This is a genomic window from Actinoplanes sichuanensis (genome assembly GCF_033097365.1).
In the GTDB taxonomy this organism is placed as follows: domain Bacteria; phylum Actinomycetota; class Actinomycetes; order Mycobacteriales; family Micromonosporaceae; genus Actinoplanes; species Actinoplanes sichuanensis.
The window spans coordinates 922,900-948,241 of record NZ_AP028461.1 but is presented as its reverse complement, the minus strand read 5'-3'; the positions used below and the strand labels follow the sequence as shown (position 1 = coordinate 948,241).

Below are 25,342 nucleotides of genomic sequence, written 5' to 3'. Positions count from 1 at the left end.
AGAGATCGGTGCTGGCACGACGGTGGGTGGCAGGTACGGCTGTGGCGGCGGTGCTGATCACCACGAGCGGCTGTGACGACGGCGCCGAGACCGCGGCGGCCGCCGTGGCCGATCGGGGGACGGTCGGACTGGCGATGCCGACGACCAAGTCCGAGCGCTGGATCGGCGACGGCGACAACATGAAGCGGCAGTTCGAGCTGCTCGGCTACCGCACCGACATGCAGTACGCCGACGACGACATCCAGAAGCAGATCCAGCAGATCGACGACATGGTCGAGCACCGGGTCCGCGCTCTGATCATCGGCGCGATCGACGGGACGGCACTGAAGGGTGTGCTGGCCAAGGCGGCCGCCGCGGACATCCCGGTGATCGCCTACGACCGGCTGATCCGGGACAGCGGCGACGTCGACTTCTACGCCACGTTCGACAACTACAAGGTCGGCGTGCAGCAGGCGACCTCGATCGTCGACGCGTTGAAGCTGAAGAGCGGCGGCGGCTCGTACAACCTGGAACTGTTCGCGGGTTCTCCGGACGACAACAACGCCACCTTCTTCTTCAACGGTGCCATGAGCGTGCTCAAGCCGTACCTCTCGTCGGGTCGTCTGAAGGTTCGTAGCGGTGAGACGAAGTTCGCCGACGTGGCCACCATGCGGTGGGACGCCGCCGTCGCGCAGAAGCGGATGGAACGACTGCTGAGCAGCGACTACCGGTCGGCCCGGGTGGATGCGATCCTGTCGCCCTACGACGGCATCAGCCGCGGCATCCTGACCGCGCTGGAGGCCGGCGGGTACGGCTCGAAGGGCCGGAAGCTGCCGGTGCTGACCGGGCAGGACGCCGAACTGGACTCGGTGAAGCTGATCGCGGCCGGCAAGCAGACCGAGACCGTCTACAAGGACACCCGTGAGCTGGCGAAGGTGGCCGTGCAGATGACGAACGCGCTGCTGCTCGACGAGAAGCCGATGATCAACGACACCGAGCAGTACCACAACGGCGTCGAGGTCGTGCCGACGTTCCTGCTGCAGCCGGTGAACGTGGACGAATCCAACTACGAACGCGTCCTCGTCGACGGTGGGTACTACACCGCCGCCCAGGTCGCCTCCTGACGCCCGGCCGAGATCAAGGAGGCCCTGAGATGTCCTACAAGACCCTGCTCGCCGACACCTCGGTCGGCACGAAACTGACCGCTCTCGTCGCCTCCGGCCTGCTGGCCGTCGGCACCTGTGTGGGTGTCACGCTCTACAACAACCAGGTCGCCGACCGTACCGCCGACGAGCTCGCCGCCCTGAACCTCGCCGGCAGCAAGGTACTGCAACTGGACCAGGTGGCCAGCGACCTGAAGAAGCACGGTCTGCAGGCGATCACCCGCCCGACCCCGCAGGAGCAGACCGGGCTGCTGAAGGATGATCTGGCCAAGGCCGATGAGCTGCTCGACGAGTTGGAGAAGATCGAGCTGCCCGGCGAGCTGTCCGCCTCGGTGGGCCGGATCCGGACCGTCTACGACGACTACGGCCAGGTGATCGAGCGGTTCGTGGCCGGGGCGGTGGCCGAGCAGAGCCAGGCCCGCCTGTCCTGGGAGCAGATCGACGTCGACAACTACCTGACGAGCGCGGTGCTGACGAACGAGCGGACCCTGTTCGCCGCGACCATCGACAAGGCGGGCGCGGACGCGACGGCCAGCCGCAACCAGGCGCAGATGATCCTGCTGGCCACCGCGCTCGCCGCGATCGTCGTGCTGTGCCTGTTGGCCCGGATCATCGTCGCCTCGATCACCCGGCCGCTGCAGCGGGTCCGGACCGCGTTGAAGGCGATGGCCGAGGGCGACCTGACCGTCTCCACCGACGTCACCTCGGGTGACGAGATGGGCCAGATGGCCCGGGCGCTGGACGAGGCGCAGGGCAACATGCGTACGGTCGTCGCCCAGGCCGCGGCCTCGGCGAAGGCCCTGTCGACCGCGGCCGACGACATGACCGCCACCGCCGGCAGCATCGCCGACGCGGCGCTCGGTTCGTCGCAGCAGGCCCGGACGGTCTCCGGGACGGCCGAGTCGGTGTCGTCGAACGTCGGCGCGGTGGCGGCCGGTGCGGCCGAGATGGCCGAGTCGATCCGGGAGATCGCGCAGAGCACCGCCCGGGCGGCCGAGGTGGCCGGTCAGGCCGTCGACGTGGCCCGGTCGACCAGCTCGCACATCGACAAGCTGGGCACCTCGTCGGCCGAGATCGCGGCGGTGGTCGGCGCGATCACCAGCATCGCCGAGCAGACGAACCTGCTCGCGCTGAACGCGACGATCGAGGCGGCCCGGGCCGGGGAGTCCGGCAAGGGCTTCGCGGTGGTCGCCAGCGAGGTGAAGGACCTGGCCCAGGAGACGGCGCGGGCCACCGAGGACATCACCCGGCGGGTCGCGGCCATCCAGCAGGACACGGCCGGTGCGGTCGAGGCGATCAGCCAGATCACCTCGGTGATCGAGCAGATCAACGACTTCCAGGCGACGATCGCGGCGGCCGTGGAGGAGCAGACCGCGACGACCGCCGAGATGAACCGGGGCATCTCCGCGGTAGCCGACGGCGCCGGGCACATCGCGGCCGGTGTGGCCGGGCTGGCGTCGGCGTCCGAGGTGACCACGGCCGGTGCCGCGCAGTCGAAGCAGGCGATCACCGAACTCGGCTCGATGGCACGCGAACTACAAGGTCTGGTCGCCCGGTTCCGGGCGTGAATCCTGCGGCGATAGGGTCCACCCGGTGGAGATGATCGACATCATCGGGTGGGCCGGCTCAGCCCTTCTCGTCTGGTCCCTGTTGCAGAGCAGGCTGCTGCGTCTGCGCGCACTGAACCTGGTCGGCTGTCTCGTGCTGATCGGCTTCAACGCGGCGGTCGGTGTGTGGCCGATGGTGGGCCTCAACGTGGTCCTCGCGGTGATCAACGTCTGGTACCTGTGGAAGATGCTGGCGACCCGCCACGACGACAAGGTCTACCAGGTGGTCGAGGTCCGCACCGACGACGCGTTCCTGCTCCATGTGCTGCGCAACAACCACGACGACATCAGGCGATTCAACCCCGGCTTCGGTACGGACGTCCTGACCCGCCCGGGCGCCGCGGCCTTCCTGGTCGTGAACACCGACGAGGTGGCCGGGGTGGTCGTCTTCCACACCGCCGGTGACGGGGTGGCGCGGGTCGACCTGGACTACGTGATCGACAAGTACCGCGACCTGACCCCGGGCGAGTTCGTGTTCCGCCGCAGCGGCTACTTCACCGACCGTGGCTGCCGCGCGGTGCTCACCCCGCCGGGGATGCGGGCGCCCTACTACGACCGCCTCGGTTTCCAGCGCGCCGGTGACTCGTACCGCCTGGAGCTGCCCTAAGCGGCCTCGTGCCGGAAGGTGCGTCGGTAGCTGTGCGGGCCGACCCCGGTGACCGACCGCAGGTGCATCCGGAACGACGCCGCGGTGCCGAACCCGGCCCGCTCGGCGACCCGCTCGACCGGCAGGTCGGTGCTCTCCAGCAGATGCCGGGCCAGGTCGACCCGCCGGCTGATCAGCCACGAACCCGGGGTGACCCCGGTCTCCTGCCGGAACCTCCTGGTGAACGTGCGGATACTCATCCGGGCGTGATCGGCCAGCGCGGCGAGGTTGAGCGGCTCGTCCAGGTGCTGCAACGCCCACTCGCGGGTCGGTGCGGTCGACGTCTCGGCCCGTTCCGGCAGGTGCTGCTCGATGTACTGGGCCTGGCCGCCGTCCCGCCACGGCGGCACCACGCAGCGCCGGGCCACCGCGTTGGCGATCTCGCTGCCGTGGTCGCGGCGCACCACGTGCAGGCACACGTCGACCCCGGCGGCCGCTCCGGCTGAGGTGAGCACGTCGCCGTCGTCGACGAACAGCACCGCCGGGTCGACGGTGATCTGCGGGAACAGTCGCTGGAAGTGGTCGGCGCAATACCAGTGGTTGGTCGCCGGGCGACCGTCCAGCAGCCCGGCCGCGGCCAGCACATACGCCCCCGTGCAGATGGACACCAGCCGGGTGCCGGGCCGGATGTGCGCGAGCGCCGCCCGGACCGGTTCGCTGAGGGTGCCCTCGGTGAACATCGGCGCGAGCGGGGCGAGTGCCGGCACGACGACGGTGTCGGCGGTGGCCAGGATCTCCGGCCCGTGCTCGACGGTGATGCTGAAGTCGGCGTCGGTCGGCACCGGGTCGGCGCTCAGACCGGCGGTGACCACCTCGTACAGCCCGGCGCCGGTGCTGTCGACGACGCTTCCGAACACCCGCCGGGGGATGCCCATCTCGAACGGGTAGACGCCGGGCAGGGCGAGGACGACGACGCGATGCATGGCCAGATCTTTGCACATCTCGACATTCAGGCCACTGTTTCGGTACGGCCGTGGCCGCGACGCTGTATCCCATGCGCGTCATCACTCAAGATCAGCTGGGCGGTCCCGAGGTTCTCCACGAGAGCACCGCGGACCGGCCCTCCCCCGGACCGACCGAGATCCTCGTCCGGGTGCACGCCGCCGGCCTCAACCCGGTGGACGCCAAGTCCCGGGCCCACGGCGGATTCCTCGGGCAGCCGCCGTTCGTCCTCGGCTGGGACGTGTCGGGTGTCGTCGAGGAGGTGGGCGTCGGGGTGACCCTGTTCACTCCGGGCGACGAGGTCTTCGGCATGCCCCGATTCCCGCGACCGGCCGGCGCCTACGCCGACTACGTGACCGGCCCGGCCCGACACTTCGCGGCCAAACCCGCGGAACTCGACCATGTGCGGGCCGGCGGGCTGCCGCTGACCGGGCTCACCGCCTGGCAGGCGCTCGTCGACCGGGCCGAGGTGCGGCCCGGACAGCGGGTTCTCATCCACGCGGCGGCCGGCGGGGTCGGTCATCTCGCGGTTCAGATCGCGAAATCCCGGGGTGCGTACGTGATCGGCACCGCCCGGGCGAACAAGCACGACCTGCTCCGTGAACTGGGCGCCGACGAGGTCGTCGACTACACCGCGGTCGACTTCACCGAAGCGGTCGAACCGGTCGACGTGGTGATCGACCCGATCGGAGGCGCCGACGGCCCTCGCTGCCTGCGGGTGCTCAAGCCCGGTGGGGTGCTGGTGTCCCTCAACTCGCCGGCCGAGCAGCATCTGGTGGCCGAGGCCGAACGGCTCGGGGTGCGGGCCGGGTTCCTGCTGGTCGAACCGGACCGGGCCGGTCTACTGGCACTGGCCGACCTGGTCCGTACCGGAAAGCTCCGGGTTTTGATCGAAGCCTCGCTGCCGCTGGCCGAGGCCGCGAAAGCCCACGAACTGAGCGAGACCGGCCGGGTGACCGGCAAGATCGTCCTCACCACCGACGCAAGCTGACCGGGTTCGGCGGCCGCCGGGCCGTGGTCAGCGCGCCGGCTCCGGGACCGCGCCGGGTTTCGAGGGCCGCCGGGCCGTGGTCAGCGCTCGTGTCCCGGCGCCGGCGGCCACGAACACGCCGCCGAGCAGGAGCCAGCCGGGCAGGCCGGACGCGACGGCGGTCGACGTGACCACCACCGGGGCGACGGCCCGGCCGATGGCGACACCGGCCTGGCTGACGCCCTGATACGCGCCGGAACGGGCCGGGTCGGCCCACTCGAAGGCCAACTCCCAGCCGCCGGTCTCGGTGACGATCTCGCCGAGGCTGTGCGCGACGACCGCCACCACCAGCGACACGACCGCCCACCCGGCACTGCCCGGGTAACCGGCGGCCGCATAACCGAGGCAGGCGGCCAGGAGCAGGACCGTGCCACGCTGGACCGCCCGCCCGGCCGACGGCACGTCGTCGACCAGTCGGGTCGACCACACCTGCAGAGACGACACCAGCGCGGTGTTGAGCAACAGCAGCAGCGCGACGGTGACGTCGGGCGCCGCGGTGTGCCCGGTCACCCACAGCGGCATTCCGACGGTGAGCAGCAGGAACTGCATGCTGATCAGCGCGTGCAGCGCCGTCGCGGTCAGATAGCGGCGATCTCCCAGCGGTGACCGGCCGGCTTCGGTCGGCCGGTCACCGCCGCCCCCGGAAAGAGCGGGCAGTGCCCGCAACGGCAGAAGAGCGAGCAGGATGAGTACGGCCGCCGACAGTACCGCCGTCACATAGGCCGAGCGGCTCCCCACCACCAGCACGACTGCCGCGAGCCCGGAACCGGCGGCGATCGACACGTTGTCGACCACCCGCAGCCAGGCTCGCACGCCGACCCGGTCGGGACCGGTGAACGCCCGCGCCAGCAACGCCACATGCGCCGTCCGCTGCACACTCTCGGCACCGACCGCCACGCAGGCGACCAGCACGAACGTGACCGAGTCGCGGGTCAGGCAGTAGGCCGCGAGCGCCCCGGCCTGTGCGGTGGCCGCGACGAGCAGCACCCGCCGTGGTCCGAACCGGTCACAGAGCCGCCCGGCCGCGAAGGCGGTCACCACTCCCCCGGCACCGGCGATGGTCAGGCCGACACCGACGGTGGCCGGGCTCAACCCGGCGACCGTGGTGAAGAACAGCGCACTGACGCTGAACATCACGCCCTTGGCGGTCGAGGTGGCCACGGTGGCCCAGGTCAGAACTTGTTTCACAGGCACGTGCACCAGTTGACCGGGGCGGGCCGCACCCCGCGATTGATGTAGCGTTCTGCTTCATGCCGGTGCGATACAGGCTGGTCGGTCCCGACCTGGCGAGCGTCCGGTTCGCCGTGTCCCCGCTCAACGAACTCGTGCTCTCCCTGCGCAGCTGGCGTGACCCCGGCCGGTTCCCGGTGCACCTGCCGTGGATCCGCGACATGCGGCGGGCCCGCGCTGCCCTCGACACCGAGATGCTGCTGGCATTGATCGACGAGCGGCTGTCGACGCCCGACTTCCTGACGCCACCACCGCGCTCACCACTGACCCGCCTCGACGACGAGCTGGCCGCGATCGCCGACACGCCACCCGATGTCGTACGGCGAAACCTGCGTTCCCTCTTCGGCACCGACGAGCACATCCCACCGTCGCTGCGGGGGCCGGACGCGCTCACCCGGATGGTCGCCGCCCTGGCCGGCTACTGGGAGCTCTGCTTCGCCCCGCACTGGCCACGGATGCGCGCCCTACTCGAAGCCGACGTGACCTACCGCGGCCGGGAGATCGCCCAACACGGCCTGGCCAGAATGTTCGCGGGCCTGTCGGAACGGGTCACGATGACCGGCGACACGGTCGAGGTCCGCCTGCACTCGGACGTCCACTACACCCGCCCGACCCTGGGTGGCCTTACCCTGGTCCCGACGATGTGGACACCGGCGGTGGCGGCCCCGATCTCCCCGGACGAGCCCCCGTTGATCATCTACCTGGCCCGGGGCTCGGCAACCCTGTGGGAGCCCGAGCCGCTGCCCGCCCCGGGCGCGCTGGCCGCCCTGCTCGGCACCCACCGGGCGGGTCTACTGGCCCGCCTGGACACCCCGGCCTCCTCCACCGAGCTGGCCACCCGCCTGGGAGTCACGACGACCGCGGTCAACCAGCACCTACGGGCCTTGCGGGCGGGCGGCCTGCTGGTCAGCGCCCGACACGGCCGCGCGGTCCTCTACCGCCGCTCCGACCTGGGCGACCGCCTCCTGGGCGAATCAGCACCCTCGACGGCCGGGGAAACCGCTGGGCGGGGCGCGCCCTGAGACACGCCCCGGCCGGCATCAGTCGTCCGCGCCCGGGACGGCCGCAGCGCCGTCACGCCGACCGTCCATCTCCCGGTGCAGATCGCGTAGGCGCCGATCGACGTCGACGAAACAGGCCATCACCTCACTCTGAGCCGGCGGCAACGCGCGAATCGGCTGGATCAGCGCCTTCGGAGCGCTGATCCAGCCGAGAGCCGGAGCGAGTTACGGGAGGGTCCAGCGCTGGTTGTCGCCGGCGAAGCAGTCCCACAGCTGCAGTTTCGTGCCGTCGGCGGAGGACGGGCCGGTGGCGTCCAGGCATTTGCCGAGGGAGCGCAGCGTGCCGTCGGTGCCGGCGGTCCACTGCTGGGCGGTGGTGCCGTTGCAGTCGTAGATCTGGACCTTCGTGCCGTTGGTGCTGGACGCGGCGTTCACGTCCAGGCACTTGCCGAGGGCGCGGATCGTGCCGTCGGTGCCGACCGTCCAGGTCTGGGCCGTCGAGCCGTTGCAGGTCCACAGCTGGACCTGGGTGCCGTTGACCGTGGACGCGCCCGGGACGTCGATGCACTTGCCGCCGAAACCGGTGATCCGGCCGGACCGTGACGGGCTGGTCCCAGCGTCGCCCGCGCCGGCCCACACGTAGGTGCCGGTGGTCTTCGCCGGCAGGGTGCTGGTGAACTGGCGCGTACCGGCCCGCAGGGTGACGGTCTGGTTCGAGGCGGTCTGGTTGACCACCACGGTGACCAGGGAGTTGTCCGGGTTCACGAAGGCCACGTTGGTGACCGTGCCGGTCGAGCCGTAACCGGTGGCGACCCGTTTCGCGCCGGCCTGCACGAACTTCGAGAACTGGGCGACCATGTTGTAGTCGGGGGTCTTCCAGAACGTGTCCGGGTTGGACGTGCTCTGCACCAGCATCGTCGGGTCGGGCGAGCCGCTCCAGCGTTCCGGGGAGCGGTTCTGGTCGAGCATCGACACCCAGCCTTCGTAGAGGGTGGACTGGTTGCGGAAGTACTGCACGATCCGGTCGGCGCCCGCGGTGCCCCAGACCGAACGCTCGGTCATCAGCACGTCCTTGTCCGGGAACTGCGCCTTCACCGCCGCCATCGCGGACGGATCACCGGCGTAGTCGTGGAAGGCGATGCCGTCGACCGAGGCGCGGGCGTCGGCGGTCAGGACCCCTTGGGCGTACGCGAGACCCTCGCTGAAGTTGTGATCGAAGGCCCAGATCCTGGTCGCCCCGAGTCCGTTGGCGACGAGCTCGGTCCGCAACGCGATCGCGAGGCGCCGTTCCTGGTCGGCGGTGACCCGCATGCCCGGGTAGTCGGCCGGCTCGAACAACGGCTCGTTCTGCAGGGTCAGCCCGTAGATCGGGATACCCTGGGCCACGTACGCCTGAATGGATTTGCGGTAGTAGGCGGCCAGGGTGGGGATGTGCTGGTCGAGCAGGCTGCCGGTGATGAGCGAATTGCTGCTCTTCATCCATGCGGGCGCCGACCAGGCGCTCGCGAAGATCTTCAGGTTCGGGTTGATCGCCAGCGCCTCGCGCAGCGTCGAGATGATCTTGTAGTCGATGTCCCGCTGGATCGAGAACCGCGACAGCGACGGGTCGGCGGTGCCGTCGTTGTAGGTGTAGAAGTCGTGCGAGGTGAAGTCGCTGGTGCCGAAGGTGATCCGGGCGACGTTGAAGCCCGCACCGGCGCTCGGGTCGACGAGGGCGCGCAGCGCGTTGGTGCGGCCCGCGGCACTCATCCTGGCCAGGTTGAAGATCGTCGACTCCTCCAGCGAGGATCCGACGCCGAGTACGGTCTGGAACTTCTGGTTCGTGTCGACCGAGATGGTGGGGGTACCGGCGGCCGCGACGGTGGTGATGTCGGCCTGCCGGCTGATCTGGTACGGGGTGCCGGCCAGACCGGTGGCCGGGCTGGTGTACCAGTTGGCGTTCTTCGGCTCATAGCCCGCGGTGCGCGACTCGGAGCTGAACCACGCCTGCACGGTGGCGGCGGGAGCGGCCTGCGCGGCCTGGGGAAGGGCGAGACCGGCAGTGGCGAGCAGGCCCACTGCCAGGCCGGCGATACGGGGACGGGTCATGCGGCGGTGGCCTCTCCGCTCAGTCGAAATGGTAAAGAAACTGAACGGAAATCCTTCTGACCCCATCGGACCGAGTCAATGATTGTGGCCGCCTCCACGACGACGGAGTGCCGGAAACCTGTGAAACACCGCAGCCGATCAGCAGGCCGCTCGCCGCCGTCTCCGGGAGCGTCGAGACAGCGGCGAGCGGGGAACTCAGATGGGGGTGGAGAGGGCGGCCCGGAGGATGGGCTCGGCGTCCGGAGCGGCGTCCAGCGTGTCCAGGGCCAGCAGGGCGGCGCCGGTCACCGGCGGGGTGTCCAGGACCGTCACCTCGGCCAGCGGCGCCTGGGCGTGCAGGCCGCCGACCACCGCGTCGTGCAACTGCGGGATGCGGGCCTGCAGGACACCGCCGCCCAGGACCACGGCGTGCGGAGCGGTCAGCAGGCCGAGGCGGGTGGCGGCCGCCCGGTGCTGGGCCAGGATCTCCGACGCCTGGCGACTGACCAGCCCCGACGCCACCTCGTCACCCGCCGCCGCGGCCTCGAACAGCAGCGGCGTCAGCTCCGGGATGCGGTCGCGGGACACCTCACCCAGGTGCAGGGCGATGCTCACCCGCTCCACGGTCGGCAGCCCGAAATGGGCGGCCACCGCCGTGGACAGGGCGGTCGGACGGCCTCGGCCGTCCTCGCCGCGCGCCGCTTCGCGCAGGGTGTGTTCGGCGAGGTCATGGCCGCCGCCCCAGTCACCCGAGATCGAGCCGAGAGCGACGAATCTGGCGGTACGCCCATCGGCCGCCCGCCCCACGCAGTTGGTGCCGGCCCCGCACACCACGGTGACCGCGTCGGCCGCCGACGTACCGGCCCGGAGCAGCGCGAAACAGTCGTTGTCGACGAGTGCCCGCCGGGCCCAGCCCTGCGCCGAGACGGCCTCGTGCAGCCGGGTCACCTCGATCGGCAGGTCGGCCCCGGCCAGATAGACCGCGACCGTCTCGATCCGGGTGTCGGCCGGGAGGTCGGCCCGTTCCCGGGCGGTCGCGATCAACCGGCCGAGCACGTCGACGGTTCCGGACAGGCCGATGTTGTGCGGGGAGGACGTGCCGCCACGGGCGGTGGCGAGCACCTTGCCGGCGGCGTCGCCGAGGACCACGTCGGTCTTCGAGTTGCCGCCGTCGACCGCCAGGTACAGGTCGCTCATCGGGCCCACGCGAGATGGGCACGGCCGGCCGCGATCAGCCGGTCGGTGAGGGCGTCGGCCTGCTCGTGCTGCCCGATCAGCGGGTGGGCGAGCAGCGCCCGGTAGACCCGGTCACGGCCGCCGCGCAACGCCGCGTCGAGCGCCAGTTCCTCGTACCCCCAGGTGTGTGTGATCAACGCGGTCAGATCGGGCGGCAACGCGGTGACCGGCAGTGGCGCCGGCCCGTCGAGGCCCGCCCGGGCCGAGACCTCGATGACGGCGTCGGCCGGCAGGAACGGGAGGGTGCCGTTGTTGCGGATGTTGACCGAGTGCACGGACGTGTCGTCGAGCCCGAAGAGCGAGGCGAGCAGCCCGACCGCGGCCTCGGAGTAGTAGGCGCCGCCGCGCTCGCCGAGCAGAGCCGGTTTCTCGGTGAGGGTGACGTCGCGGTACATGTCGAGCAGCGTCGCCTCGATCTCGGCGACGCGCCGGCCGCGGGTCTTCTCCCCGCGCGATTCACGGACGTGCTCGTCGTGGCGGTAGAAGTAGGACAGGTAGTAGGAGGGCACGACGCCCAGCATCGCGATGACCGGGGCAGGAATATCCACTTCGCCAGATATCTCCGACATGTGGTCGGCGAGCAGGCCGGGCAGCCGGTCGACACCGTCCACGAGCGCCGCCCGCTCCCAGGTCAAGTGGTTCAGGCCGATGTGGTCCAGGACCACCGCGGACGGATCAACGCCCAGGTAACCGGCGAACCGCCGCTGGAAACCGATCGCGACGTTGCACAGACCGACCGCCTTGTGCCCGGCGTCGAGCAGCGCCCGGGTCACGATCCCGACCGGGTTGGTGAAGTCGACGATCCAGGCGCCCGGTTTGGCCCGGGCCCGGATGCGCGAGGCGACGTCGAGGATCACCGGAACGGTTCGCAGCGCCTTGGCCAGGCCGCCGGCCCCGGTGGTCTCCTGCCCGACGCAGCCGCAGTCCAGCGGGAACGTCTCGTCGGTGATTCGCGCCTGCTGCCCGCCGACGCGCAACTGGATGACGACGGCGTCGGCGTCGGTGACCCCGGCGTCCAGATCGGACGTCCAGGTCACCCGCCCGGGATGCCCGTAGTGCTGGAAGATCCGGGCGGCGAACGCCCCGACGATCTCCAGCCGTTCGGCGGCCGGGTCGATCAGCACCAGCTCGGAGACGGTCGAGCCGAGCCGGGCGAACCCGTCGACCAGCTCGGGCGTGTAGGTCGATCCGCCTCCGACGACTGCGATTTTCACCCTTTGAATCCTGTCAGCGTGATGCCCTGCACGAACGAGCGCTGGGCGAAGAAGAAGATGATGATCAGTGGGGCCATGGCCAGCACGGTGGCCGCCGTGACCAGGTTCCAGTCGACGTGGTGGACGGTCCGGAACGACGCCAGGCCGAGCGAGAGCGTCCACGAGCTCTCGTTCTCGCTGGTGTAGAGCAGCGGACCGTAGTAGTCGTTCCAGCAGTAGAAGAACTGGAACAGTCCGGCCGCCGCGATGCCGGGACGGGCCATCGGCAGCACCACCCGTAGCAGGGTCCGCCATTCGCCGCAGCCGTCGACGCGGGCCGCGTCCAGGTACTCGCTCGGGATGGTCAGCAGGAACTGGCGCAGCAGGAAGATGCAGAACGCGTCCCCGAACAGCGCCGGGATGATCAGCGGGGCGAGCGAACCGGTCAGGCCGTACCGCGCCCACATCAGATACAGCGGGACGGTCACCACCTGCGGTGGCAGCATCATCACGCAGATCACCACGAGGAACATCAGGTTGCGGCCCCGGAACTTCAACTTCGCGAGGGCGTACGCGGCGGGCACGCTGGACACGAGGGTGAGGACGGTGGCGGTCACCGCGTACAGCACGGTGTTGAGCAGGTAGTGCGGCAGCGGGGTGTTCTGGAAGACCCTGAGGTAGTTCTCCGGATGCCAGGTGTTGGGCCAGTAGTCGCTGGTGAGCGCCTGATTGCTGGTCATCAGCGAGAGCAGGACCAGGTAGACGACGGGCGTGACGAACATGATGGCGAGCGCGATGGCGATGCTGTGCCGGGCGATCCAGACGAGCCGGTTCTGCCGTTTGACGGCCCGGGTGGGTGCGGCCTGTTCGACCGGCCGCTCCATGGTGATCGTCATGATTCCTCCCCGGAGAAGGCCTTGGCCCGGCGCAGCAGGATCACCGTGACCGACAGCGCGACCAGGAACAACACGATGGCGAGGGCGTTGGCGTAGCCGAGCGCGCTGTACCGGAATCCGACGGTGTAGAGCCACAGCGGATAGGTGAACGTGGAGCCCTCCGGGTAGCCGAAGGATTGTGAGATCCCGGCGCCGACGGTGGCCTGCCCGCTGGCGATCGAGCCGGCCACCGCCGCCTGGTCGAAGTACTGCAACGTGTAGATCACACCGGTGACCGCCGCGAAGAGGATCACCGGGCGGATCGTCGGCAGCGTGATCGACCGGAACTTGTGCCAGGCGTTCGCGCCGTCCAGCGACGCGGCCTCGTAGAGGCTCTCCGGGACACCCAGCACAGCCGCCAGGAAGATGATCATCAGGTCGCCGATGCCCCAGAGGCCCAGCAGGACCAGCGACGGTTTCGCCCAGACGGGAGAGTTGAACCAGAGCGGCCCGTCGATCCCGATCATCTCGAGGAAGTGGTTGACCGGGCCGGTGCCCGGCTTGAGCAGGTAGACGAACGCGATGGTGGCGGCCACCGGTGGCACCAGGGCGGGCAGGTAGAAGATCGTCCGGAAGAACCCGGCACCCCGCTTGAGCTGCACCAGCAGCATGGACAGGCCGATCGCGCCGAGGATCCGGACCGGCACGAAGACCACCACCATCCACAGCGTGTTGCGCACCGCCTGGAGCAGGAAGGGGTCGTCGGCCATCCGCCGATAATTCTCAAGACCCACCCATCGGGGTACGGAGAGCAGGTCGAACTTGGTGAACGAGAAGTAGATCGCCGAGATCAACGGGTAGACGAAGAAGATCGCGATGCCGAGGAGCGCGGGCGCGACGAACGAGAAGGTCGTCGCGCTCCGGCGCAGGGAAGTGCCGGTCACCTCGGTCAGCCGCCCAGCGACATGACGCTGTCGATCTGCTTGTCCGCCTCGGCCAGCCCCTGGTTCAGGTCGGCGACCTTGCCGGACTGGTACCCGGTCAGGAACGTCCCGAAGGTCTCCTGGTAGGCCGGGCCGGACTTCGACGGCGGTGAGGTCATCGAGTTCGGGTTGTTGAAGATGTCGATGAACGCCTTGAAGTCCTGGTCGGCGTTGAGTCCCGGGTCGGCGATCGCGGTCGTCGTGGTCGGCACGTTCTTCAGCAGGCCGGCCAGCTTGATGACCGCCTTGTCGTCGGTGGTCAGGTACTTGATCAGTTCCCAGGCCGCCTCGGGGTTCTTGGCGTTCTTGCTGATGCCCATGATGTTGCCGGTCACGTAGCCACCGCCGTAGCGGGCCGGGTCGGTGGTCGGGATCGGTGCCACCCCGTACTTCAGGTCGGGGCTCTGATCCTTGAGGAACGCCAGCCGGTACTCGGCGTCGACGTTTATCGCGACCTGACCCTTCTGGAAGGCGTTGTCGGCGCTGAACTCGTCGCCGAGGCTCGCCTTGAACTTGGTGAGGTCGTCGTAGCCGTACCAGTCGACGAGGTTCTTCTGCCAGGTCAGCAGGGCCTTCCAGCCGGGGTCGGTGCCGACCGCGCTCTTCCCGTCGGCGGTGAGCCACTTGGCGCCGGTGGCCGGGGCGAGGTGCGAGGCCGAGTTCTCGTAGAAGTCGTAGAGCGGTAGGAAGCCGACGGTCTTGAGTGAGCCGTCCGGGTTACGGACGGTCAGTTTCTTGGCGTACTCGGTGAGTTCGTCGAGGGTCTTCGGCGGCGTGCTCAGGCCGGCCTTCGCGAACAGATCCTTGTTGTAGTACAACCCGTAGGCGTCGGCGAGGAACGGCATGGCGCAGCGTTTGCCGCCGAACTCGGTGTACGACCTGGTGGTCGCGTTGAGCTTGGCGAGGTCGACCTTGTCGCGCTCGATGTACGGGTTGAGGTCCACCCAAGCGCCGGAGGAGCAGAACTTGCCGACGATGTCGGTGGAGTAGGAGAGCCCGATGTCCGGCCCGTTGCCGGCGCCGATGGCCTGGGTGACCTTGGAGTCGTCCTGTCCCGACTTGACGGTGACCTTGATGTTCGGGTGACCGGTGGAGAAGTCCTCGAGCACGTCGTCGATGGCCGCGGCCTCGCGCTCGGTGAAGAAGTGCCAGAGCTCGACGGTTCCGGAGACCTCGGTTCCCGGGTCGGCGATCTTGTTCTCTTTCGGGGCGGGCGTGCAACCGGTGACTAGCAAACCCGCAGCTACCAGGGCAAAAAGGGCATGGGGTATCCGTTTGTTCACTATTTCGGCCTTTCACATGGGGACTAGCTGTCCCGAATGGCGGCGATCAAGGCTTGCCGGACCGCGGCGAGACCGGCGTCGAGAGCACCGACCAGCACCGCGTCGTCTTCGATGGTGGTGACGGCGAACGAGCTCTCCAGCGGGGCGGCCCGCCGGAACGCATTGTTCACCGCGGTGAGCAGGGTGTCGCCGCCGGCCTGGGCGATCGGACCGGCGAGTACCACGAGGTGGGGGTCGAGGATGGCGGTCACGGCGGCGAGACCGACCACGATCCGGTCGGCCAGGGTCTCGATGAACACCTCGGCGCCGGCCGCGGCGGCGGCCGCGACCACCTCGGCCGGAGTGTCCCCCGCGAGGTTGTCGTCCCGGGCCAGCTCCATGATCGCGGCGCCGCCGAAGAGGTCCTGCAGGTCGAGCTTGCGGTGCGGAGAGTCGGGTGAGTAGAGCGGCACGTACCCGATCTCGCCGGCACCCCCGCGGGTGCCGCGCAGCAGCGAGCCGTTGATGTCGATGGCCAGACCGAGACCGTCCTGGCCGATCCAGAGCAACGCGAAGTTCTCCGCGTCCTGCCCGGCGCCGCGCCGTCGCTCGGCCACCGCGGCCAGGTTGACGTCGTTGTCCACCCCCACCTGGGTGCCGAGTTCGGCGGCGATCGCCGACCGCAGACCGGGACGATCGAAACCCGGCACGTCGACCAGGCGGATCGTGTCGGTGCGCGGGTCGTAGGAGCCGGGCACGCCGAGCTGCACGTGCCGGATCAGCCCGGCGTCGACGTCGGCCTGCGCACGCAGGCGGTCGACCAGATCGGCCACCACCGCCACCGGATCGGCGCCGAGGAAATCGATGCGGGACTCGAACCGGGCCCGGACCGCACCGGTAAGATCGCAGAGCCCAGCCACCACCGACGGTGTGCCGCTGGTTCCGACGTCACGCACCGAGACGGCGACGGCGTAGGCCGCGTCCGGATTGGCCGCGTAGATCTCGGCGTTCGGCCCGGGCCGTCCGCTGGCGTGCCCGACGACGTCGACGAGCCCGGCCTCGGTGAGGCGGCGGAGCACCTCGGAGATCGTCGGCGTGGACAGCGCGGTGATCTTGCGGAGGTCGGCCCGGGTGAGGTTGCCCGGCTCGAGGAGCAACTCGAGTGCGGCGCTCTCGTTCATGGCGCGCAGCAGTTTGGACGAGCCGGCCAGCCGCGCCATCCGAGCCTCCGTAATAGGCAAAGTGTTTAACAGTTGCCTCATCCTGTGCCACCGCACGGCTCGCGTCAAGCCCGTCAGCAAACATTGATAAAGCTACTTAACAGTCGTAGAGTCCGTCCCCAACGCGCGCGCCACCCCAACCGTTCCCCTCTCACAGGAGCGCCATGATTCGCGTAAGGACCCTCGCCTACGCCACATCAGGCCTGGTCATCGCCGGTACGGCGATCATCGTCGGACTGCTGCCGGCCAGCGCCGCCACGGCCGGCCCGATCAAGGGCCTCGGCGGCAAATGCATCGACGTCGCCGGCGCGGCGACCGCCAACGGCACCGCCGTCCAGCTCTACGACTGCAACAACAGCGCCGCCCAGCAGTGGACCGTCGGCAACACCGACGGAACCCTCCGGGCGCTCGGCAAATGCCTCGACGTCACGGCCGCGTCGACCACCGACGGCGCCAAGATCCAGCTGTACGACTGCAACGCCACCGGCGCCCAGAAATGGACCGCCACCAACGGCACCCTCGTGAACACCGGGTCCGGCAAGTGCCTCGACGCAACCGGCAACAGCAGCGCCAACGGCACCCGCCTGCAGATCTGGACCTGCGCCGCCACGGCGAACCAGAAGTGGACCCTGCCCGGCGGCACCACCACACCCACCTCGGCTCCGGCCGGAAAGAACCTCGACGATCCGGCGAAGAAGGACGTCGCGATGCAGATCGTCTCGGCGGCCGAGAACTCGTCGCTGAACTGGCGGGCCCAGTTCTCCTACATCGAGGACATCGGCGACGGCCGCGGCTACACGGCCGGCGTCATCGGCTTCTGCTCGGGCACCGGTGACATGCTCGAACTCGTCGAGGCCTACACCGCCACCAAACCGTCGAACGTGCTGGCCAAATACCTGCCGGCGCTACGCAGCGTGAACGGCACGGCGTCGCACGCCGGGCTCGACCCCGACTTCACCCGGGACTGGAAGACCGCGGCGGCCGACCCGGTGTTCCAGGCCGCCCAGGAGTCCGAGCGGGACCGGGTCTACTTCAACCCGTCGGTTCGGGACGGTAGATCCGACGGGGTACGGGCACTCGGGCAGTTCGCCTACTACGACGCGTCGGTGGTGCACGGCTACGAGGGGATGCGGTCGATCCGTACCCGCGCTCTGAAGAAGGCGAAGCCGCCTGCGCAGGGCGGCGACGAGCGCACCTGGCTGAACGCGTTCCTGGACGAGCGGGTCGTCGAGATGAAGAAGGAGGAGGCCCACTCCGACGTCACCCGGATCGACACCGCGCAGCGAGTGTTCCTGAACAACGGCAACTTCGACCTGAACACTCCGCTCGACTTCAGCGTCTACGGCGATCCGTTCCACATCGGCTGAGGCCCCGTCTATTGACTGACGTCAACCTCAACGGTAAAGATCCCTTCCTATCGCGACCCAACGAAGGGCCCCCTATGCGTCGCCTCGCCCGAGCCGGAACCGCCACCGGTTTCGCCGTGCTGCTCCTCGCGGCCACGGCCACCCCGGCTTTCGCCGATCCCCCGCACAACCTTCCGCAGAACGCCGGCGGGTACGAGCAGTCGTTCTCCCCCGCGTTCGACTACGACGGCGACGGCTGTTACGCCACCGCGGCCATCGGCCCCGACGGCACCCTCGCACCCGGCCTGAAGACCACCGGCGCGGTCAACGGCAGCTGCCGCGACCAGTGGGATCTGGACAACTCGCAGACGTACGCCCGGTCGAAATGCAACAACGGCTGGTGCGGGATCGTCTACGCCGCCTACTTCGAGAAGGACCAGGCCGTCGCCGGCAGCGGACTCGGCGGCCACCGGCACGACTGGGAACACGTCATCTCGTGGGTCAACCAGGCCACCGACCAGGTCGACTACGTCAGCACGACCCAGCACAGCTCGCAGAAGACGTACGCCCGCTCGCAGGTTCGATTCGACGGCAGCCACCCGAAGGTCGTCTACCACAAGGACGGCCTGTCCACGCACTTCTTCCGCCTCGCCAACAGCAACGACGAGCCGCCGGAGAACCACTACCACAACTGGCGTTACCCGCCCCTGGTCGACTGGAACGGCTACCCCAGCCTCGAACTCCGCAACCGCCTGATGGCCGCCGACTTCGGCTCGGCCACCATCAAGATCAAGGACGGCTCCTTCGAGTACCTGCTGAACGCCGCCAAGCCGGCCGGAATCCCCTTCGATCCGTACGCGTGACCCGCTTCTACCGCGAGCGGGGCTCGCCGCCGTAGAGGTGCACCCGGCGGTCGGCCTGATGAGCCGGCCGCCGGCGCGCGAACTGTTCGGCGTCCACCACGTCTTTGGCGATCCGGATCAGCCACTCCTCGTAGTGCCAGGTCGAACCGCAGCAGCCGCCGACGAACCGGAAGTTGGCTCGATACTCCCCCACCTGCCGCGGCCCGAGCCGGAACAGCCGGTGCGACCCGCCGTGGTGCGGTGGCGCCCCCAGACTCGGCAGCCGCTCCACCACGAGCCCGTCCCCGTCCGGGGTCAGCTCCAGGCCGATGTCCCGGACCCGCTCGAAGTCACGCACCCGGACGTCCTCGTGCCAGGCATAACCGGTCGCTTCCTCGGCGAGCAGCTCATGAACGACCACCGCTCCATCCGGCAGCGGCGACGGCAGCGGGACCGGCCGGCACAGCCCGCGCCGTGCTGCGGCCCGGGTCGCCCCGCGCCCCGCGGCACTCCACCTGACCCGGACCCGCTGAATCGTGACCACGCCCCACCATGCCCCGCCCCCACCCGCGGACCAAGCGAATATCCGTGGCGGCGCATACCTGGTCGTCAGTGGCATTGCCAGAGGAAACGGCCCTCGGTGCGGTCGGCGGAGACGAAGATGTAGGCGACACCGACGTCGCCGAAGTTGTGGCCGAGGCGGTCGGTCAACTGGCCGACCAGGCGCCAGTCCGGACCGGGTGGGGCCGGGCTCTGGAGCCATGTCGGTTCGCCGCCCAGAAACTCCATGTCGTCGGTCCCGCCGTCCACCGGGAGATGGTCCTCGGTGAATGCGGGGCCGGTGCGTTGATTCCGCACCGTGACGAATGACGGGACGCGGCCACCGGGCTGGATGATGACGGCGTTCTCGCCCGCGTCCGGCTCGGAAGTCCCGTCGATCGCGTATTCGCCGGAGTCCTCGTCATCGTCTTCCTCGTCGTCCTTCGCCTCCTCGTCGAATGAGTCGAACGGGTCGAACGGTTCGCCGTCGGCCGAGCTTGGTCACCGGCTCGTCGATCGCCCGGCCGGCCGGTTGGTATCGCACCATACGACGCATGAATTCCCCCGGAGTCCTCGCCTGTCGAGGTTAGGGCCGGGCCGAATCGCGGGTCCTGGAATCCAGCGGATCGGGGGCCGACCTCGACCGGTCTCCGATCAGTGGAAGAAACCCACGAGAGAGCGTTTCATGTCGTGTGCCTCGGTAAGCCACTGGAACACGTCACCGGCGGCGGCCATGTATTCGCTGGGTTCGTCGTCATTCGCGCCGAACCAGGAGATGCGCTCGGCGGGCTCCTCCAGGGTTCCCGAGGCGATCGTCATACGGCTCGCCCAGGATCATGTGCCGGGCGACATCGACCGGCGTAATCATGCCGACATCGCCGGTCGCGTCGTCGATGCCGTCCTGAAGGGAGTCGTAGCGCCCGGCGAAACCCTCGCCATACCGCTGCGCCAGCTCCCGATCGCCGCTACCGACCTCACCACGCAGCCGGTCGAGGTCGACCGCCCATACCTGTGCGCCGTATCCCATGGTGCATCCCCCGTACCGTCGCCCGAGCAGAGTGGCCGATGGTACGAGCCGGGTATGACATCGAGGTGAAGACGGGACCATTTCTGGTGGTGCGGGCTACCTATTGTGGACAGCGTGTATCAACAACTGCCGGGACGGCCGGAGCCTGAACCGCATTTCCTCGAGAAGGATCTGGCCGGCTGGCCGATCTGGGCGCACCTTCTGCTCGGCATCGCCACACTCGGCCTGTATTTTCTGATCCTGCCGTTCGTCGTGCTTTTCGACGCTGCCCAGAAGGCGTTCGCGAAAGTCGTCGCGGGCGCTGTGGCGCTGGTCGCCGGCGCCCTGTTCCTGATTCTGAAAAAGCCGGCCCAGGCGCTGTACCGGCAGGCCCGCCGGCTGATGGGCCGTCGTATCTGAGTCAGCCCGCCGCTCTCAGCGCGGCCGCCAGCCAGTGCAGTTCCGCGGTGGCCTCCGGCGCGCTGGTGCGGCCCTGTACCAGGGCGACGAGCAGGCGGTACCGTTCCGCGCCGGCCTCGATCCCGGCTTCCAGGGACCGGAGCACGGCCGCGCGGTCGGTGTCACCGAACATGCCGGAGACCAGTTCGACCGCGGCGGGCCCGTCGGGGTGCATGCCGTCGCGCCTGGCTTTCGCGACGGTTTCGACGACCTGCCGGGCCCACCAGATCCGCGCGCCGGGCGGGGTCGCCCCGCCCGGCGCCGGGGTGTTCAGTTCCAGGAATGCTCGCATCCGGGTGCGGAAATCCGGATCCTGTACCATCTCGGCCAGTTCTATCCAGGCGTCCACCTGCTCGGGCGTCGGATCGTCGGGCAGTTCGACACGCAACTCGCGCACCTTTTCCCGCCGATCCTGTTCGATGTCGAGGCCGCCGAAGACTTCGGCTTTGAAATCCTCGATGATCTGCGCGCGTTCGGCGGCGGAAAGCCGCGCCAACCTGTTCATCAGTGCTGTCTCCTCAGCTGTGGAACCACGTTTCGACACGGTGGACAACACGGCCCGGCTGACCTTGAGGGCACGGATCTGCGCGTCGAGGGCGGCCACGTGGGCGTCGGCGACTTCGGCGACGGTCGCCGACCCGTCCAGCACCCGGCGGATGTCGTCCAGTCCGAGGCCGAGTTCACGCAGGGTGCGGACGAGTTCGACACGTGCCGCCCCGGCGGCGTCGTAGAGGCGGTAGCCGCCCGCCGAGCGGCCGGCCGCCGGGACCACTCCCTCGTCCGCCCAGAAACGCAGGGTTCGCACGGCCAACCCCGAGCGGCGGGAAAGCTGTCCGATGGTGATCAGTTCGGCTCGGTCGTTCATGGCTGAATCCTGAAGGTTCCAGCCACTGGCGAGTCAAGCCCGATCGGCCGACGGCGGGAACAGCGGGCGCCGTACCGCTCAGAAGGTCTGTTCTGCCGCCCAGGCGGCCGCGGTGGTCTCGCCGTGGGTGAGGGTCGCCGGGTCCGGCGCCGGGGCCGGGCTGGTGTAGACCGAGGCGATACCGGCCGCGGTCGCCTCACCGAGGTGCGGGGCCAGCATGCCGGCGTACTCGGCGGGGTCGATGGTCTGCCAGCGCACCTCGCGGCCGGCGGCCGTGCTGAGGGCGGCGGCGAGCTCCGGACCGGTGAGCAGGACCGGACCGGCGACCACACACGCGGGCGCGGGGGCCGCCGCGAGCGTCAAGTCGGCGATCACCGTGCCGAGGTCGGCGGCCGCGAGCCACGGGACCGGCGCCGACGCCGGGATCGGGTAGCGCAGTTCGCCCCGGTCACGGATCAGCGCCACGGACCACGGGGCGACCAGGTTCTCCAGGTAGGGACCGGCCGGGCCGGTCACCGACGCGTGCTCGACCACGTTCGGCAGTTCGAGGGCGAGGCGGACCCGGGCGTCCACGAACGGCACCCCGATCGGCGACGACGGGGGCAGACCGCCGCCGGTGTTGAAGACGGCCCGCCGGACCCCGGCCTTGGCGAGAGCGGCCAGAACCGCTTCGGTCTGCCGTACCGCATGATCCTCGAAGTTGATCGGCAGTTGGACGACGACCGCGTCGGCTCCGGTGTAGGCCGCGGTCAGGGCCTCGACGTCGAGGAGATCGGCGGCGAACGGCTGGACGGCGGCGTGGGCGACGGGGTTGCGGGCGACGGCGCGGACGTGGTGCCCGGCGGTGAGCAGGCCGCGGAGGATGGCGCGGCCCTGGGTTCCGGTGGCGCCGTGCAGGACGACGGTGGTCTCGGTCATGGTGGCGAACGTAGTTCCCCATGGATAGCAGTACCCAGGAAGTTATATTGTTTCCGGATGGGAACCATTGGCTCTGAGCAGCTCGAACCTGGTTGTGGCGTGGAGCGGACCCTCCAGGTTCTGGACGGCAAATGGGCGACGCTCGTGGTGCGGGAGCTGATGCCGGGGCCGAAACGGTTCACCGAGTTGCGCACCGTGCTGGGCATGCCGAGCGCGAAGACGCTCACCGACCGACTGCGGGCGCTGGAGCATCAGGGCATCCTGACCCGGACGGTGCACGCCGAGGTGCCGCCGCGGGTCGTCTACGAGCTGACCGAGCAGGGCCGCAGCCTGAACAGCGTGCTCAACGCGATGCTGGCGTGGGGCGAGGCCAATCCGTCGCCCGCGGCCGTACGGTGAACGCCATGCTGAACGGCGAGCTGGTCCGACTGCGGCCGGCCACGCGGGACGACGTTCCGGCGCTGGCCGAGATTCGAAAGACCCCTGAGGTGTACGGCCGGTGGGGCGGCGGTGCCGACCTGGCCGCCGAGGTGGCGGAGGGTCTCGACGACCCGGACACCGAGGTGTACACGATCGTGCACCGGGAACAGGTCGTCGGCGCCGTCCAGTGGAGCGAGGAGGCCGATCCGGACTACCGGCACGCCGGTATCGACATCTACCTCTCCCCCACGGTGCACGGGCTGGGCCTGGGCACCGACACGGTCCGTACCGTGGCCCGGCACCTGATCCACGGCCTCGGCCATCATCGCCTGGTCATCGACCCGGCCGCCGACAACGAGGCCGCGATCCGCTGCTATGCGAAGGTCGGGTTCCGGCCGGTCGGCGTCATGCGGCGCTACGAGCGCGGCCCGGACGGCACCTGGCACGACGGCATGCTGATGGACCTGCTCGCCGACGACCTGACGTGACGGCCCGGCATGGCCGCGGGAGCCGGGATGGAGCCGCGGCAGCCGGGATGGAGCCGCGGCAGCCGGGATAGAGTGGAGAGTGGAGCTCACTCATCAGCAGGTCTTCGAGCGGTATCTGTACGCCGGTGCGATCACCCGTGACCCGGACGCGATCGCCGCGATGTTCACCGAGGACGGTGTCTTCGAAGCGCCCCTCGTCGCCGATGGTCATCCGCTGCGCCACCTGGCCGGGCGGGACGCCATCCGCGCCGGGACCGCCGCCTACCACACCCGGCCGGCGCCGCCGGGCACGATCGACATCGAACGGACCGCCTACGTCCTGCACGACACCGCTGATCCGGATGTGTTCATCGCCGAGATCGACGTCGTCCTGGCGCAGGTCGACGGCACGCGGACGACGATGTCGCTGGTGCAGATCTTCCGGCTGCGAGACGGCCGGATAGCCGTCCTGCGTGACTATTTCGCCGAGGCCTGACCGAACTCGATCTCGACGATCAGGCTGCCGCCGCCTCGGTCCAGGGCCGGCCGGCTCGTCCTGACCTCAACCGGACTTCAGGTCAAGCCTCAGCGGTTGATGATGCGGGACAGGCCGGCCACCACCGCGGTGGTCAGCACCCAGCCCATCACGACCAGCGCGGCCGCCACGTACTGTGCGGTTCCGGCCGGTTTCCAGGCCGTGTCGTGGCCCAGGTTGATGATCGGCAGGAGCAGGTCCAGCGCGTACAGGGCGGCCGACGGCTCCGGGGCCTCGGCCCGGTTGCGGGGCGGCGGCGGCCAGGCGGTGAACGCGGCCGCGCCGAGGGCCCAGAAGACGAGCAGCCAGAGGCCGGCCTGCCAGGTGCGGTAGCCGTACCCGACCAGGCCGTCGAGCAGGTAGCCGCCGATCCGGCCGGGCAGGTGCAGACCGGTCCGGCGGCGGCGCTGTTTCTCCAGCAGCACCCGGCGGGCCTCGACATCCTGACCACCGCGGCGGTACGCCTCGGCGAGCTGCTCGTACGGCTGGGGCGCGTACCCGTCCGGGCTGCGTCGCAGCCACTCCAGCCGCCGCCGGACCGGCACCGTGACCACCGCGGCCGGTCCGGGCCGCCGCCCTTCGAACGACCGCGCGATCAGCAGCCGGTACGTGCACCCGACCAGGTCCAGCCGGGCCGGCCACACCGCCGGGTCGTCGAAGACGGTCTCGGCCCGCAGCCCGGACAACCGCACCCGCCCGACCGGAGTCTCGGCGAAACACAGCCACACACTGTCGGCCTTTCCACTGCCCAGGTGCAGTGCGAACCCGTCCGGGGCGGCCAGCGTCGCGCCGACGAACCAGAGCTGGCCACCCACCTGAACATGGACCAGGAACAGCTCACCGTGTACGTCGAGCCCGTCCCCGGCCCGCAGGTTCCCGCCGATGACCAACCGGTCTCCGGCGACCGCCCGCTTCGACGGGTTCCGCAGCACCGCGCCGTCGAGCACCAGGTTGCCACCCACCTGGGCGCCGTCGAGCCACAGCTCCCCGGCCGCGTGCAGGCCGGTCCCGAGCAGGCTGCCGCCGACGGTCAGCCGGGCCGCGGCGAGAGCCCGACCGGCCGGGTGACGCAGGCGCGCCCGTTCGAGGACCAGGTCACCGCCGATCCGGGCGTCGGACAGATCGAGCGGGCCCTCGACGGTGCTGTCGGCCAGGCTGACATCACCGCGGACCACCACCAGCCGGGCCCGCAACCCGTGCAGCTCACAGCGGCTGAACCGCAGGTCGGCCGGCTGCGCGCCGGAGAGGTCGACGGGCGCGTCGAACCGGCACTCCCGGAACCGCACCGGAACCGCGATCTCCGCGTCGGTGACGTCGACCGGGCCGGTGACGGTGGCCCCGCGCAGCCGCAGCGCCGCCCGCGGATGCTCGGCCCGGTCGACCGGACGGCACAGCAGGTCGGCGATCACCGCACCGGGCAGCGGCGGATCACCGGCCGCAAGCGCGATCTCGGCGCCCGCGTGGAAGGCGGCCCGGACCCGTCGTTCCACTGCGGACATGCGCGCCATGC

The 25,342-nt window shown here is 69.8% G+C and carries 26 protein-coding genes; 11 read left to right on the top strand and 15 right to left on the bottom strand.

All coding sequences use genetic code 11. The annotated features are described in order from the left end of the window. Positions 1–8 precede the first annotated feature (8 nt). Genes chvE through Q0Z83_RS04130 form a run of 3 tightly spaced genes read left to right on the top strand, consistent with a single transcriptional unit; the run spans position 9 to position 3,356 of the window. Entirely contained in the window at positions 9–1,103 is a 1,095-nt protein-coding gene (chvE, locus tag Q0Z83_RS04140) for a multiple monosaccharide ABC transporter substrate-binding protein (protein ID WP_317792435.1), read from the top strand. A 29-nt stretch (positions 1,104–1,132) separates the two neighbouring features. Further along, on the top strand, positions 1,133–2,710 hold the full coding sequence (locus Q0Z83_RS04135) for a methyl-accepting chemotaxis protein (protein WP_317792434.1): 1,578 nt from the start codon (positions 1,133–1,135) through the stop codon (positions 2,708–2,710). A gap of 31 nt (positions 2,711–2,741) precedes the next feature. Next, a complete protein-coding gene (locus tag Q0Z83_RS04130; RefSeq protein WP_378079006.1) occupies positions 2,742–3,356 on the top strand; it encodes a hypothetical protein in 615 nt (204 codons plus the stop codon). Here Q0Z83_RS04130 and Q0Z83_RS04125 read toward each other — a convergent pair. Next, positions 3,353–4,318: a GlxA family transcriptional regulator gene (locus tag Q0Z83_RS04125; protein ID WP_317792432.1), complete on the bottom strand. Its 966-nt coding sequence runs from the start codon at positions 4,316–4,318 to the stop codon at positions 3,353–3,355. The two genes, Q0Z83_RS04130 and Q0Z83_RS04125, sit on opposite strands and share 4 nt — an antisense overlap. A 71-nt stretch (positions 4,319–4,389) precedes the next feature. Here Q0Z83_RS04125 and Q0Z83_RS04120 point away from each other — a divergent pair, with 71 nt between their 5' ends. Continuing rightward, positions 4,390–5,328 carry an NADP-dependent oxidoreductase gene (locus tag Q0Z83_RS04120; RefSeq protein ID WP_317792431.1) on the top strand — a complete coding sequence of 313 codons (939 nt, stop codon included), beginning with the start codon at positions 4,390–4,392 and terminating at the stop codon, positions 5,326–5,328. 27 nt (positions 5,329–5,355) lie between these two features. On the opposite strand, the gene Q0Z83_RS04115 is transcribed toward Q0Z83_RS04120, so the two are convergent. After that, positions 5,356–6,555 carry an MFS transporter gene (locus tag Q0Z83_RS04115; protein WP_317792430.1) on the bottom strand — a complete coding sequence of 400 codons (1,200 nt, stop codon included), beginning with the start codon at positions 6,553–6,555 and terminating at the stop codon, positions 5,356–5,358. Between the two features lie 62 nt (positions 6,556–6,617). Between Q0Z83_RS04115 and Q0Z83_RS04110 the strand changes: the two genes are divergently transcribed. Beyond that, positions 6,618–7,619 (top strand): ArsR/SmtB family transcription factor, encoded by a 1,002-nt coding sequence (locus Q0Z83_RS04110; RefSeq protein WP_317792429.1) that lies wholly within the window; start codon positions 6,618–6,620, stop codon positions 7,617–7,619. A gap of 204 nt (positions 7,620–7,823) precedes the next feature. On the opposite strand, the gene Q0Z83_RS04105 is transcribed toward Q0Z83_RS04110, so the two are convergent. The 7 genes from Q0Z83_RS04105 to Q0Z83_RS04075 all read right to left on the bottom strand — a co-directional run bounded on the left by Q0Z83_RS04105 (position 7,824) and on the right by Q0Z83_RS04075 (position 16,434). Next, the gene (locus Q0Z83_RS04105) at positions 7,824–9,686 is read right to left on the bottom strand and encodes a ricin-type beta-trefoil lectin domain protein (RefSeq protein ID WP_317792428.1); all 1,863 of its coding nucleotides are present in this window, start codon (positions 9,684–9,686) and stop codon (positions 7,824–7,826) included. 195 nt (positions 9,687–9,881) lie between these two features. Continuing rightward, positions 9,882–10,862 (bottom strand): N-acetylglucosamine kinase, encoded by a 981-nt coding sequence (locus Q0Z83_RS04100; RefSeq protein ID WP_317792427.1) that lies wholly within the window; start codon positions 10,860–10,862, stop codon positions 9,882–9,884. Then, complete coding sequence (locus Q0Z83_RS04095; protein ID WP_317792426.1) at positions 10,859–12,115, bottom strand: family 4 glycosyl hydrolase; 1,257 nt, start codon at positions 12,113–12,115, stop codon at positions 10,859–10,861. Before Q0Z83_RS04095 ends, Q0Z83_RS04100 begins: the two co-directional genes overlap by 4 nt. Then, on the bottom strand, positions 12,112–12,990 hold the full coding sequence (locus Q0Z83_RS04090; RefSeq protein WP_317792425.1) for a carbohydrate ABC transporter permease: 879 nt from the start codon (positions 12,988–12,990) through the stop codon (positions 12,112–12,114). Before Q0Z83_RS04090 ends, Q0Z83_RS04095 begins: the two co-directional genes overlap by 4 nt. Continuing rightward, on the bottom strand, positions 12,987–13,913 hold the full coding sequence (locus Q0Z83_RS04085) for a carbohydrate ABC transporter permease (RefSeq protein WP_317792424.1): 927 nt from the start codon (positions 13,911–13,913) through the stop codon (positions 12,987–12,989). Before Q0Z83_RS04085 ends, Q0Z83_RS04090 begins: the two co-directional genes overlap by 4 nt. Before the next feature lie 5 nt (positions 13,914–13,918). Next, positions 13,919–15,187 carry an ABC transporter substrate-binding protein gene (locus Q0Z83_RS04080; RefSeq protein ID WP_317792423.1) on the bottom strand — a complete coding sequence of 423 codons (1,269 nt, stop codon included), beginning with the start codon at positions 15,185–15,187 and terminating at the stop codon, positions 13,919–13,921. Between the two features lie 71 nt (positions 15,188–15,258). Further along, positions 15,259–16,434: an ROK family transcriptional regulator gene (locus Q0Z83_RS04075; RefSeq protein WP_317792422.1), complete on the bottom strand. Its 1,176-nt coding sequence runs from the start codon at positions 16,432–16,434 to the stop codon at positions 15,259–15,261. A gap of 164 nt (positions 16,435–16,598) precedes the next feature. Here Q0Z83_RS04075 and Q0Z83_RS04070 point away from each other — a divergent pair, with 164 nt between their 5' ends. Together Q0Z83_RS04070 and Q0Z83_RS04065 are read left to right on the top strand one after the other, a co-directional pair. Continuing rightward, positions 16,599–17,801, top strand: a complete 1,203-nt coding sequence (locus Q0Z83_RS04070) for a chitosanase (protein ID WP_317792421.1) — start codon at positions 16,599–16,601, stop codon at positions 17,799–17,801. Between the two features lie 74 nt (positions 17,802–17,875). After that, the gene (locus Q0Z83_RS04065; protein ID WP_317792420.1) at positions 17,876–18,643 is read left to right on the top strand and encodes an NPP1 family protein; all 768 of its coding nucleotides are present in this window, start codon (positions 17,876–17,878) and stop codon (positions 18,641–18,643) included. Positions 18,644–18,650: 7 nt separating this feature from the next. Here the strand turns inward: Q0Z83_RS04065 and Q0Z83_RS04060 are convergent, their stop codons facing one another. The 3 genes from Q0Z83_RS04060 to Q0Z83_RS04050 form a co-directional block, all read right to left on the bottom strand. Further along, positions 18,651–19,166, bottom strand: coding sequence for a hypothetical protein (locus tag Q0Z83_RS04060; RefSeq protein ID WP_317792419.1), 516 nt, complete (start codon positions 19,164–19,166; stop codon positions 18,651–18,653). A gap of 65 nt (positions 19,167–19,231) precedes the next feature. After that, on the bottom strand, positions 19,232–19,432 hold the full coding sequence (locus Q0Z83_RS04055) for a hypothetical protein (RefSeq protein ID WP_317792418.1): 201 nt from the start codon (positions 19,430–19,432) through the stop codon (positions 19,232–19,234). A gap of 484 nt (positions 19,433–19,916) precedes the next feature. Beyond that, positions 19,917–20,189 carry a DUF7691 family protein gene (locus Q0Z83_RS04050; protein WP_317792417.1) on the bottom strand — a complete coding sequence of 91 codons (273 nt, stop codon included), beginning with the start codon at positions 20,187–20,189 and terminating at the stop codon, positions 19,917–19,919. A 114-nt stretch (positions 20,190–20,303) separates the two neighbouring features. Here Q0Z83_RS04050 and Q0Z83_RS04045 point away from each other — a divergent pair, with 114 nt between their 5' ends. Next, positions 20,304–20,588: a hypothetical protein gene (locus Q0Z83_RS04045; RefSeq protein WP_317792416.1), complete on the top strand. Its 285-nt coding sequence runs from the start codon at positions 20,304–20,306 to the stop codon at positions 20,586–20,588. A 1-nt stretch (position 20,589) separates the two neighbouring features. Here Q0Z83_RS04045 and Q0Z83_RS04040 read toward each other — a convergent pair whose 3' ends face one another. Together Q0Z83_RS04040 and Q0Z83_RS04035 are read right to left on the bottom strand one after the other, a co-directional pair. Beyond that, the gene (locus tag Q0Z83_RS04040) at positions 20,590–21,492 is read right to left on the bottom strand and encodes a helix-turn-helix domain-containing protein (protein WP_317792415.1); all 903 of its coding nucleotides are present in this window, start codon (positions 21,490–21,492) and stop codon (positions 20,590–20,592) included. A gap of 78 nt (positions 21,493–21,570) precedes the next feature. Continuing rightward, the gene (locus Q0Z83_RS04035) at positions 21,571–22,410 is read right to left on the bottom strand and encodes an SDR family oxidoreductase (protein WP_317792414.1); all 840 of its coding nucleotides are present in this window, start codon (positions 22,408–22,410) and stop codon (positions 21,571–21,573) included. A gap of 99 nt (positions 22,411–22,509) precedes the next feature. On the opposite strand from Q0Z83_RS04035, the gene Q0Z83_RS04030 reads away from it, so the two are divergent. The 3 genes from Q0Z83_RS04030 to Q0Z83_RS04020 all read left to right on the top strand — a co-directional run bounded on the left by Q0Z83_RS04030 (position 22,510) and on the right by Q0Z83_RS04020 (position 23,793). Next, positions 22,510–22,809, top strand: a complete 300-nt coding sequence (locus Q0Z83_RS04030) for a winged helix-turn-helix transcriptional regulator (protein WP_317792413.1) — start codon at positions 22,510–22,512, stop codon at positions 22,807–22,809. Positions 22,810–22,814: 5 nt separating this feature from the next. Next, the gene (locus Q0Z83_RS04025; protein ID WP_317792412.1) at positions 22,815–23,318 is read left to right on the top strand and encodes a GNAT family N-acetyltransferase; all 504 of its coding nucleotides are present in this window, start codon (positions 22,815–22,817) and stop codon (positions 23,316–23,318) included. A 79-nt stretch (positions 23,319–23,397) separates the two neighbouring features. After that, complete coding sequence (locus Q0Z83_RS04020; protein ID WP_317792411.1) at positions 23,398–23,793, top strand: nuclear transport factor 2 family protein; 396 nt, start codon at positions 23,398–23,400, stop codon at positions 23,791–23,793. Positions 23,794–23,882: 89 nt separating this feature from the next. On the opposite strand, the gene Q0Z83_RS04015 is transcribed toward Q0Z83_RS04020, so the two are convergent. Beyond that, positions 23,883–25,340 carry a pentapeptide repeat-containing protein gene (locus tag Q0Z83_RS04015; RefSeq protein ID WP_317792410.1) on the bottom strand — a complete coding sequence of 486 codons (1,458 nt, stop codon included), beginning with the start codon at positions 25,338–25,340 and terminating at the stop codon, positions 23,883–23,885. Positions 25,341–25,342: the final 2 nt, after the last annotated feature.

Coding starts and splice junctions, on each gene's coding strand:
- Q0Z83_RS04090 (WP_317792425.1), bottom strand. CDS start 12,990: ATGACGATCACCATGGAGCGGCCGGTCGAACAGGCCGCACCCACCCGG.
- Q0Z83_RS04035 (WP_317792414.1), bottom strand. CDS start 22,410: ATGACCGAGACCACCGTCGTCCTGCACGGCGCCACCGGAACCCAGGGC.
- Q0Z83_RS04025 (WP_317792412.1), top strand. CDS start 22,815: ATGCTGAACGGCGAGCTGGTCCGACTGCGGCCGGCCACGCGGGACGAC.
- Q0Z83_RS04070 (WP_317792421.1), top strand. CDS start 16,599: ATGATTCGCGTAAGGACCCTCGCCTACGCCACATCAGGCCTGGTCATC.
- Q0Z83_RS04050 (WP_317792417.1), bottom strand. CDS start 20,189: ATGGGATACGGCGCACAGGTATGGGCGGTCGACCTCGACCGGCTGCGT.
- Q0Z83_RS04100 (WP_317792427.1), bottom strand. CDS start 10,862: ATGAGCGACCTGTACCTGGCGGTCGACGGCGGCAACTCGAAGACCGAC.
- Q0Z83_RS04125 (WP_317792432.1), bottom strand. CDS start 4,318: ATGCATCGCGTCGTCGTCCTCGCCCTGCCCGGCGTCTACCCGTTCGAG.
- Q0Z83_RS04105 (WP_317792428.1), bottom strand. CDS start 9,686: ATGACCCGTCCCCGTATCGCCGGCCTGGCAGTGGGCCTGCTCGCCACT.
- Q0Z83_RS04040 (WP_317792415.1), bottom strand. CDS start 21,492: ATGAACGACCGAGCCGAACTGATCACCATCGGACAGCTTTCCCGCCGC.
- Q0Z83_RS04015 (WP_317792410.1), bottom strand. CDS start 25,340: ATGGCGCGCATGTCCGCAGTGGAACGACGGGTCCGGGCCGCCTTCCAC.
- Q0Z83_RS04135 (WP_317792434.1), top strand. CDS start 1,133: ATGTCCTACAAGACCCTGCTCGCCGACACCTCGGTCGGCACGAAACTG.
- Q0Z83_RS04065 (WP_317792420.1), top strand. CDS start 17,876: ATGCGTCGCCTCGCCCGAGCCGGAACCGCCACCGGTTTCGCCGTGCTG.
- Q0Z83_RS04075 (WP_317792422.1), bottom strand. CDS start 16,434: ATGGCGCGGCTGGCCGGCTCGTCCAAACTGCTGCGCGCCATGAACGAG.
- Q0Z83_RS04130 (WP_378079006.1), top strand. CDS start 2,742: ATGATCGACATCATCGGGTGGGCCGGCTCAGCCCTTCTCGTCTGGTCC.
- Q0Z83_RS04120 (WP_317792431.1), top strand. CDS start 4,390: ATGCGCGTCATCACTCAAGATCAGCTGGGCGGTCCCGAGGTTCTCCAC.
- Q0Z83_RS04110 (WP_317792429.1), top strand. CDS start 6,618: ATGCCGGTGCGATACAGGCTGGTCGGTCCCGACCTGGCGAGCGTCCGG.